General features: G+C 52.9%; 12 protein-coding genes. 5 read left to right on the top strand and 7 right to left on the bottom strand.

Annotation, left to right across the window (positions count from 1 at the left end; genetic code table 11):
* Positions 1 to 280 (top strand): transposase (locus tag AB9F26_RS16305; RefSeq protein WP_369768496.1); only part of this gene is annotated, 280 nt, incomplete at its 5' end.
* A 432-nt stretch (positions 281 to 712) separates the two neighbouring features.
* Here the strand turns inward: AB9F26_RS16305 and AB9F26_RS16300 are convergent.
* The 5 genes from AB9F26_RS16300 to AB9F26_RS16280 form a co-directional block, all read right to left on the bottom strand.
* Positions 713 to 1,009, bottom strand: a complete 297-nt coding sequence (locus AB9F26_RS16300; protein WP_369768495.1) for a hypothetical protein — start codon at positions 1,007 to 1,009, stop codon at positions 713 to 715.
* A gap of 115 nt (positions 1,010 to 1,124) precedes the next feature.
* Entirely contained in the window at positions 1,125 to 1,343 is a 219-nt protein-coding gene (locus AB9F26_RS16295; RefSeq protein WP_369757891.1) for a hypothetical protein, read from the bottom strand.
* 265 nt (positions 1,344 to 1,608) lie between these two features.
* The gene (locus AB9F26_RS16290; protein WP_369768494.1) at positions 1,609 to 2,346 is read right to left on the bottom strand and encodes a pentapeptide repeat-containing protein; all 738 of its coding nucleotides are present in this window, start codon (positions 2,344 to 2,346) and stop codon (positions 1,609 to 1,611) included.
* A complete protein-coding gene (locus AB9F26_RS16285; RefSeq protein WP_335584306.1) occupies positions 2,347 to 2,550 on the bottom strand; it encodes a hypothetical protein in 204 nt (67 codons plus the stop codon).
* 114 nt (positions 2,551 to 2,664) lie between these two features.
* Positions 2,665 to 3,543, bottom strand: a complete 879-nt coding sequence (locus AB9F26_RS16280; RefSeq protein ID WP_335584305.1) for a LysR family transcriptional regulator — start codon at positions 3,541 to 3,543, stop codon at positions 2,665 to 2,667.
* Between the two features lie 346 nt (positions 3,544 to 3,889).
* On the opposite strand from AB9F26_RS16280, the gene AB9F26_RS16275 reads away from it, so the two are divergent.
* Both AB9F26_RS16275 and AB9F26_RS16270 read left to right on the top strand, forming a co-directional pair.
* The gene (locus tag AB9F26_RS16275; RefSeq protein WP_038999862.1) at positions 3,890 to 4,078 is read left to right on the top strand and encodes a hypothetical protein; all 189 of its coding nucleotides are present in this window, start codon (positions 3,890 to 3,892) and stop codon (positions 4,076 to 4,078) included.
* Between the two features lie 65 nt (positions 4,079 to 4,143).
* A complete protein-coding gene (locus tag AB9F26_RS16270) occupies positions 4,144 to 4,392 on the top strand; it encodes a hypothetical protein (protein WP_038999863.1) in 249 nt (82 codons plus the stop codon).
* A gap of 135 nt (positions 4,393 to 4,527) precedes the next feature.
* Here AB9F26_RS16270 and AB9F26_RS16265 read toward each other — a convergent pair whose 3' ends face one another.
* Positions 4,528 to 5,130, bottom strand: a complete 603-nt coding sequence (locus AB9F26_RS16265; protein WP_369768493.1) for a class I SAM-dependent methyltransferase — start codon at positions 5,128 to 5,130, stop codon at positions 4,528 to 4,530.
* Positions 5,131 to 5,400: 270 nt separating this feature from the next.
* Between AB9F26_RS16265 and AB9F26_RS16260 the strand changes: the two genes are divergently transcribed.
* Both AB9F26_RS16260 and AB9F26_RS16255 read left to right on the top strand, forming a co-directional pair.
* Entirely contained in the window at positions 5,401 to 5,976 is a 576-nt protein-coding gene (locus tag AB9F26_RS16260) for an ATP-binding cassette domain-containing protein (RefSeq protein WP_369768492.1), read from the top strand.
* Entirely contained in the window at positions 5,973 to 6,767 is a 795-nt protein-coding gene (locus tag AB9F26_RS16255) for an ABC transporter permease (RefSeq protein ID WP_369768491.1), read from the top strand. The genes AB9F26_RS16260 and AB9F26_RS16255 overlap by 4 nt, the downstream gene beginning before the upstream one ends.
* Here the strand turns inward: AB9F26_RS16255 and AB9F26_RS16250 are convergent.
* A complete protein-coding gene (locus AB9F26_RS16250) occupies positions 6,718 to 7,668 on the bottom strand; it encodes a sucrase ferredoxin (protein ID WP_369768490.1) in 951 nt (316 codons plus the stop codon). The genes AB9F26_RS16255 and AB9F26_RS16250 overlap by 50 nt on opposite strands.
* Positions 7,669 to 7,673 lie beyond the last annotated feature (5 nt).

Here is a 7,673-nt window from a genome sequence, read left to right as displayed (position 1 = left end):
AACGAGCAAAGACCGGCGTGTGCGTCGTTGGGAAAAAGAAGATGTTCTTGAGCGGGTGCAAGCACGACTGGATGCAAACCCAGCTCAACTGGCGGTCCGCAGCATGACCGTCGAACATCCCCACGGCACGATCAAATCATGGATGGGGGCCACCCACTTCAAAATGCGAACCCTGAAAAACGTGGCAACTGAGATGGCGCTGCATGTGCTGGCCTACAATATGACCCGCGTCATGAACCTGATGGGCATTCCGGCGATGATAGCGGCCATGAAGGCGTAAAAGGTCCCGCTCGCCTTCAAATTAGAACACAAATGCTCGGATAGGCCGAAGACTGTCCTGAGCGCCACCATGATCCATCAGGGTAGCGGAATAACGATATCGTGCCAAAATGGACACGAACGTCAAAAACTCTTAAGGGCACCAAGATCAGCCGGGTTTCCACACAGCCTCTCCGCTGAGCAACGTGTTCTAAGTGAAGCAAACGGCACCTTTCCGCACGTCCTTCCACAGACACTTACGGCCCCTCGCAAACTTTGGCGGCCAGATATGGTTCTGCGATACAGTTTTCCCGAAGCGGGCATTGGGGTGAAACGCGGCGTTTGGACTGAGGTTTGCGACGCTTCGTCGGAGAGAGGTTAACTTCGGTTTGGTTGGTTTAAAGGTACTGTTCAATCCATCGCCAATCCCAGCGGTTATATCGCTAGTAGGCTTTCATTCAGCAACAATTATTTCGAGTATGGCTTTTTCAACCTCGGCCACGGGTGCAACCCATTCTATGTCGGCCATATCAAAATCAGGCCAATAGCTGTCGACAGAAACTCCCGTTCGAATTCTCAGTCTAATTCCAATGCCTTCCGCTTCTGAAAACAAAGCAGATATTTCGCATGCATCTTCGTCTTCTGATTTGCGGGAAGGGGGGCCAGCGAAGCAGGCTACAAATATTGCGTTTCCAAATAGAGTTAGCTTTTTTGATCGGTAGAGAATCGAACCTAGTTCTTTGCTTGACACATATAGAAAACCTGGTTTTTCACTGGGTGTCCCCGCATAGGCCGCATGTAATCCTCCGCCGAGATTAAGTGATAAAAATTGGACATGATATTGTTTTTGTATCCTGAAAGAGCATCTAAAATGGGCGGCTCTTTTTTTGGCCAGCTGAATGAAAACCCCTCAACGCTGTAGGGCGGGTTCCCATCAAATGTTCTGCCGAGATAGCGGCCATGCTGATAGTTTTTTTAGTTTTTGGCGCGAATGGGCCTGATAAACTGAGGTCGTGGGCGACAAAATTGAGCATGGCTGTGCGACTGGAATGCGAGTTTCCCGCAGGAGAAATACTGGATTTCATTCAAATTTCCCCTTAGGGCTGAAACAGCTTTCAATCAGTAATGCGTCAATCCTATGATGGAAACGGGTAACGTTAGAATTTGCGTTCTGGCTTGTGGGGCCAAACCAAACGCGTTTCTCATTTTGGGAAGGCGGACCACATCGAAGGCCGGATGTGCAAGGCAAGCCTTGTTGTATTTTCAATGCGCGGACGCCTCCGCCCGGCAGGTTTCTTTTTCCGCCCTGACGGCTGTGCACCGATAACGTCAGGCTCGCGCCTAATGCCGTCAGTGCGACAGTACCTTAACGCCGAAATAATTAAGCAAGGTCTCGCTCTGGTCGGCACTGATGGTCAGATCATCCAAACTGCGGGCTTGAGAAAAGTCCAACTCGTCAATATCCGCATGCGCCAAATTTGCGCTTGTCAGCGAAGCATTCCTCAGGAGGGTATTGTTCAGGTTTGAACCGGCGAAATTTGCAGAAGACAGGTTGCAGCCGCCGAGGTCTGCGCCGCGAAGGTCGCAGATTTCAAAGGTGCTTCCTTGTAGATATTGCCCCTTCATGCGGGCTTCAAAAAAGCTGGTACGGGAGCATGACATCCCGCCCATGTTGAAGCGCGCGTTGACGCGGCGATGAAGGTCAATGTCAATTTCTGCGGCGGACAGGGTACAATTTTCCAGCCGCAACATGAAACCCTTGCACGCCACCAGTTGATTGCTGGAAAGGTCACAATCCACGAGGTTGGCGTCGGAGAGGTCGCATCGGGACCAGACGCATCGTTGCTCGGTGTCCGCGTCGTAGAACTGGCAGGAAAGCAGCTTTACGTCGCGAAAAGAGCAATCGGTGAACCGACAGTTTTGCAACTTCGACAACCCGATTTTTCCGCCATCAAAAGTACAATCCACAAACGCACAGTCGTAGAATTCGGTCTCGAATATTGAGAAGTCATCAAGGCAATCGTTGCGAAATATTTCACCCGTGACCTGACGCAGGGCCGATGCGTCTTCAAGTGTTATGGCGACCATCTAGTGAACGCTTCGACCAAGTTGACCAAGCCGTTCATCTGCGGGCCTCATGGAAATGACGGCCCCTTTAAAGCGTTGAGCGTCAGTGAGTTTTATCTCGTGCAAATCTACGTTCCCAGCACTGCAGCCGCCTGACAGATCGATGTCCGATAGACCCCAACCGTCAAGATCGTGGTCAAAAACTGGGGAGTTTTGTGAAGCCATGTCCGTCTTTCACAGAGCAGCCCAAAGAACACAAGGTGCGCGCCAACCGATTAGATCTCGGGAATCCGCTCGCTCCGCGGAGCAAGCATCGCCCAATGATTAGCGGCAACGCCGTTAGCGCCCTTCTTTTTGACGCCTGACATTCAAGTTTTCGTGCGCATATTTACGCAGCATCCGTGCGGTTTTGCCTGCCATGCCATCGCTCTGGCTTTCGCTGAAAACAGCATAGGCTGCGTAGGCAAATCGCGGAGCGTCCTCAATTAAATGCAACCAGCCAGCCTGTATTTCTGGCTCGATTGAGCGTCGGGGGAAATATCCAGATGCAGGTACGGTCCGCAAATACTGCAAGCCCAAAGTCCCAATCCCAAGTTGCAGGCTTGGTGTTGTGAACTGTGGAAAGTTCAGCAGGTGATGTGTGCGAAATTCAAATCCCCAATCAATCAACACGTAGTTTTCGCCGAAGGGATCGGTTGACGAGTCGCTATCGCTGCTGACCAAAACGAACTCGTCCTCGAAAAGCTGTTCAACCGCGAGCCCCGACGTGTTTTGCGGCCTGTACATCACGGCGAGGTCGAGCGAGCCATCGTTAAGTTTCGGTCCTAAGATGTCTGAGGTCGCCAAGGATGCCTTAATTGCCATGTTGGGGATTTTGGCTTGAAGGGTAGGGATGGCATCAATCAGGAAGCCGTCCCACAGGCTTGGTGGCGCGCCAATTTCCAAGACCGATTCCAGTGTCGCAGGGAGTGCCGCGTCGAGCTTGGCCTGTGTCCACGTCCGCACAAGTGTTGTGGCATGCCTTTGAAAATTGCGTCCCGCAGCCGTCATCGTCGCACCGGATTTGCTACGTTCAAAGACCGGTTGTCCGAGCTGCTGCTCAAGCGAGCGGATGCGCATGCTGACGGTGGATTGTGTGACATTTACCTTGCCAGCAGCATTGAAAAAGCTGCCAGTTTCGACAACGGCCAGAAAGGTTCGTGCGAGTTCTACATCCATGTTTCACCTATTTGAATATCCGATATCATCATTGTTTTAAATTCACTATTCAAATCTCAACGGACGTGAGAAATAGAGCTACGGATCGAATCATTCGGTCCTTACGAGGAGTTCTCCCATGAAATCGACTTCAAAACCTTCTTCAAAACCAGCATCTCCTAAGCCCACCGGAAAGCCATCCGCACCTAAAGGCGTCTAGCGCCCTTAGCTTTGCGAATTGTACCTGCTGATAATTCTACGGCCCCCATATTTACGAGTAAAAGAGAGACGCGATAGACAAGCATATCTCCTAAAACAGCTCAATCTCGCGTTTCTAATTTCTCGGTAGGTCTAGGAATGGACTCCAATGAACCTCAACACCAACAAAACTTCGGAGAAGATGAAATCCGTCAAAGCCAGCTGTGACAAGGCACCTTTTGGCGAAAAAAGGGCTTCCGCAATGAAGCACTATTACGCCGCTGAGTCCGCGCACACAGCAAAGGACGACGCAAAAGCGAACAAAGAACTTGATGCCGCAAAGCACGCCCTTGCGTAACATCATCTCCCAAAACACCCAAAACGCGGTCCATTATGGAGCGCTTAATTCTGAATGGAAATAACATGAAAAACGTAATTCTCGTAGCTGCTCTCGCGACTTCTTTTGCTTTCTCTGCTAATGCAATGAACGCTGAGGTTGATACCGACGGCGATGGAATGGCATCTCTCGTTGAGCTTCAAGTGTCACAGCCTGATCTCACCGATGTTGTGTTCAACGAAATCGACACAGATGGCGATGGCTTCCTTAATGACGACGAAATGGCTGCTGCAATCGAGGCCGGCACTTTGATGGACCCAGAGGCTGATGCTTAAATCTTAAGTTGAAGAATAAATTCAGCTTTCGAACGGTTTAGATAACCAAGAACGGCACGGGGAGACCTGTGCCGTTTTTGCCGTCGTTTAAGGCATTACCCGTTGGAGAGATCCGTGATTGGCGCGAGGTTTTCGCTACCCTATCATGAAGACGTCATATCGAGTTGTTTTGCCGCGAATTTGGTGTGAACACGCCTGAACGCCTTCAATCGGATCGGCCTTGGCTGGCCATTTAAGAACCACCCGCTTACGCGCATGTTTTATCGCCAGTCGCACCAGATCAGCAGCGTCATCGTCTGTGCCAACGATTTCGCGGACTTGGCGCAAGTCTTGTTTTACAAGCGCTGAATTTTTCCGTTCGGGATGCATTGGATCGATCAAAATTGCTTCGCCGGACAGTTCAGGGATCAAATCCTTTGCGTCGCCTTTCATGAGGGTCATGCGGCCAATAATCTCGCGAAGCTGCCCACCCTCGCTCGCGGCGCGCTCCATGCCATCCGTTAACAACGCATGCATTTTCTCTGAACGCTCGATCATGGTCACTTGCGCACCTAAAGACGCTAAAAGAAATGAGTCCCGCCCCAATCCCGCCGTCGCATCAATAATAATTGGCGTTTTGCCCGCACGCAGCCCCATAGCCTTCGCTAAGTCTTGACCACGTCCGCCACCAAACCGAAGCCGATGCGCCACGGAACCATTGACAAAATCGACGCGCAACTCTGCTGCAACCCGCTTCAAACTCTACTCATTTTCTTTCCCAGATGGGCACCAATGCCCATAATACCCAACCAATACCGCTTTTCTAGATGTACCACAGCCCCATTTTTCAAAGGCGTGAACAAAACGCTTTGCTCCACAGAATTTTATGCTGCGCGGTGGGTGAAATGGTGCCGTTACCCATGAGACTGCTTTTGGACTGCGACAACTTGAGGTTCTTTTCGGAACAGGCAAAGGGTTGACTGCGCGAGTTAATTATCTCAAATCAGTTTCATAGCGAAGGGGCAGCAGATGGCGCTTGAGGTGCAGAATTTGCGTACGCTGAACGGAAGCTGCGTTTCATTTAGGGTTTCGGCGGGCCAATGCGCGGCGCTGACTGGTCCCTCGGGGTCGGGGAAGTCGCTTGTGTTGCGCGCGATTGCCGACCTCGATCAGGCCGAGGGTAGCGTTGTCTTGAACGGGCGGGCGCGCGAGGCATATCAACCGACCGTCTGGCGGCAACTTGTGCGCTACCTGCCGCCAGTGAGTCAGTTTTGGACGCCGCACCTCGCGGGGCATTTTGCTAAGGACATGACCTCCGAAGCTGAAAAACTAGGCCTCAGCGCCCATGACCTCACCGCGCCAATCGAGCGGCTTTCGACGGGGCAACGGCAACGGGGGGCCATAATGAGGGCCATGTCCAATCAACCGAAAGTGCTCCTACTTGATGAGCCAACGTCAGCCCTTGATGCTGTCTCCGTTGATCGTGTTGAAGGGGTGTTGCGAGAATTTATGGGGCAGGGTGGCGCGATAGTTTTGGTGACACATGACCAAGCGCAAGCACAACGCATGTCCGAGTCTATGATCAAATTGGTGGTGAAGGCATGACACCAGATATCGGTTTTGATAAAATCCTCATCGCCGCTTTGTTTCTGCTGATTAATGGCGGGATATCCTTGGCTCTTTCGCTTGGGATTGGCCGCAGCCTCCTGATCGCTGGGGTGCGAATGGTGGTGCAACTCGTTCTGCTGGCCTTCGTGTTGCGCTGGATTTTCGAGGTCGATAGCATTGCAATTACGCTTGTGGCCATGATCGTAATGGGGGGCTTTGCGGGGTATGAGGTCTTGCTTCGGCAAGCGCATCCTGCGGGGCGGCTTTGGACGGCCAGTTTGGGGACGACGGTTATGTTGTCTTGCGGATTTCTCATTACGTTGCCGACATTGGCTGTGATTGTGCAGGCCGAACCGTGGTTTTCCCCGCGCGTCGCCTTGCCAATGTTTGGGATGATCGCCGGAAGCGCCATGGGGAGTGTAGCGCTCACTTTGCATGTTTTAAGCCATGCGTTGATCCGAGATGCGTTGATTATCGAAGCGCGGCTTTCCATGGGAGAAAGCAAGTTTCAGGCGCTCGGACCGACGTTACGAACGGCAATTCGCTCTGGCCTATTGCCGACGGTTACAAATATGGCGTCCATCGGGGTTGTCTCAATACCGGGGATGATGACGGGGCAGATCCTCGCAAATGCCGATCCCTTAACGGCCGCGAAATACCAGATGGTCATCATGTTCCTGATTTCGGCAACCAGTGCGTTAGGGGCCGTGGCTGCCGCTTATGCCTTGGCGTGGCGGGTCACCGACCAGCGCCATCGGCTGCGGCTAGATCGTTTGCGCGGGGTGTAACACCCTTACGAACCTGCACCGCGGTCCACGCCTGCCGTTCCTTAAGGGGGAGGTCATCGCCTAAATCTGAACATGAATCGTGGCTTCTAGAAATCGTCGATTCACAACGCACAAAATATACTCCGTCATGGGTTTTGACGTGAAAATCGCGCGCACTATCCGTCGCCTGTAGGAGATCAATCTCAAGCGCGGGGAATTGCGTATGCCCGCCAATCGCTTGAAGCGCGGCGATCTCGGCCACTTGCGCCTCGGGCGACAGGTGCGATGTTCCGCGCAGACTCGGAAGCCATAGCTGGCCATTGCTTTCCGCCGCGAGTATTGCGGCGGCGTCTGTGGCTCCGATACGGCCATATTTACGCATCGACCGCGTGAATACCGCATTGCCAGAAAAGCGACAGCCGCCCAGATGCGTGCTCTCCCAAACGTCAAAACGGTCGCCATATTCCTGCGCGGCAGCCGCCAAGAGGCGATAGGCGGCGAAACCGAATTTCGCGCAGCAACGATCATGTTGACCGTGCGTGCAACACAAGACCACTTCTGTGGTTGCGTGCGTGGTCCGATATTCTGTGAGGGGATGATCGGCGGCCAAGCTCAAAAGGAAATCCGCCAGTTGATCAGGGGGGATGTCAAAGGATTGCCGTCTGGGCACGACAATCACGCGTCCAATTGGGCCTGCGTCATTTTTGCGATCAACGAGGTTCACCCGCCATCCCGCATTTGTAACGGTTTGGATGGCGTCGCGCAGGGGGCCGCCCATGTCCGCCGCTTCACGCATCGCATACGACCAGCGCGATTTTGGCCAGCGGATCAATATCATACGTTCGGGGTGCGCGCCGGTTCCCGCGAGGGCTTCTCCCGAATGCCGCCCGAAGGTTGCACAGAAATCATATGGCTGTGTCATCGGGG

It is taken from the genome of Falsihalocynthiibacter sp. BN13B15, assembly GCF_041205415.1.
In the GTDB taxonomy this organism is placed as follows: domain Bacteria; phylum Pseudomonadota; class Alphaproteobacteria; order Rhodobacterales; family Rhodobacteraceae; genus Falsihalocynthiibacter; species Falsihalocynthiibacter arcticus.
Note: the sequence above shows the minus strand (reverse complement) of the source record. Positions and strands in the feature narration are given on the sequence as shown.